The organism is uncultured Campylobacter sp., from assembly GCF_938045535.1.
Lineage (GTDB): Bacteria > Campylobacterota > Campylobacteria > Campylobacterales > Campylobacteraceae > Campylobacter_B.
The window spans coordinates 1-1,085 of the sequence record NZ_CALIMQ010000028.1; the positions used below are offsets into that span (position 1 = coordinate 1).

Below are 1,085 nucleotides of genomic sequence, written 5' to 3' on the forward strand. Positions count from 1 at the left end.
CGTCTCTTTTCTATTTTAGTATTCGGTTATTATGCTTCGTCGTCGGTTACGGCGTAGGTACGATAGATTTTAGCGAAAAGGTACTTGAGATAGACGATGAAGAATTTAAACGCATCGTCGAAAACTCGGGCGACTACGTTAAATTTAAGATCGGCAACCTAAGCAAGTATTTCGAGATTGAAATTTTTGCCGAGCACGCAGCTAAGCTAATCCCTCAGCTTTGCGAATGTGAGCTTAAAGATCTGCTAAAAAATATGCGCGAAGGATACTTCGTGCTAAGGAAGGATTTTTGATGCGAAAGGCGTTGCTTTGTATCGGCAATCCCCTTCGCGGCGACGACGACGTAGGCAATGAAACAGGGCGAATAGTCGAGGCAAACTTAAAAGATTGGCGCGTTTTTTATGGGCAGGATGTGCCCGAAAACGAATTCGTAGCACTTAGGGAATTCGCCCCTGAAATTCTGATCGTAGTAGATGCGATGAGCGGCTTTGATGAGGATAAGATAGAATTTTTCGACCTCAGCAATGATCGCGACTACATATACTCGACGCATAACCTGCCTACGCCGGTGCTTCTAAGCTATCTGCGCAAAATTTGCCCAAAGACGCTGTTTTTGGGCATAAGCGTGCTACTCGATAATGTCCTTGATTTTAAAGAAGGGCTAAGCGAGAGCGCAAAAAAAAGTGCGCAAAAAGCTTATGAGCGTATCTTAGAAATTGATTCAAATTTAAATGAGGAGGAGTAAATGTTAAATCCTGCAGAAACCGCGCAAGCGGTGTCTAGTTCGATGCAACACAAGGCGCATACCCCGCTAATTAGCATAATTTTTCTAGCTATAATGGCGGGCGCTGCAATCGCTATGGGCGATATTTTCTGGGCTCACTCGACCGTCGGAATGGCTGAAAAGCAATCTATTGGCTTATCGAATTTCATCGGTGGTATTACCTTTAGCTGCGGTCTGATGATGGTGGTTTTTTACGGTGGGCATCTATTTACCAGCTCGGTTTTAACGGGCGTACCTGCCGCCGATGGCAAATTACCGCTAGGTAAAACTATCGGCTATTGGGCTATCGTTTGGTGCTTTA

3 protein-coding genes are annotated in these 1,085 nt (G+C 44.8%); all 3 read left to right on the forward strand.

The genetic code is table 11. The features are described 5' to 3' along the window. The first annotated feature begins 20 nt into the window (after nucleotides 1–20). On the forward strand, nucleotides 21–293 hold the full coding sequence (locus Q0095_RS01150; protein ID WP_297880591.1) for a hypothetical protein: 273 nt from the start codon (nucleotides 21–23) through the stop codon (nucleotides 291–293). After that, entirely contained in the window at nucleotides 293–745 is a 453-nt protein-coding gene (locus Q0095_RS01155) for a hydrogenase 3 maturation endopeptidase HyCI (protein WP_297880587.1), read from the forward strand. The genes Q0095_RS01150 and Q0095_RS01155 overlap by 1 nt, the downstream gene beginning before the upstream one ends. Next, nucleotides 746–1,085: formate/nitrite transporter family protein (locus tag Q0095_RS01160; RefSeq protein ID WP_297880589.1), on the forward strand; the 340-nt coding region annotated here is incomplete at its 3' end.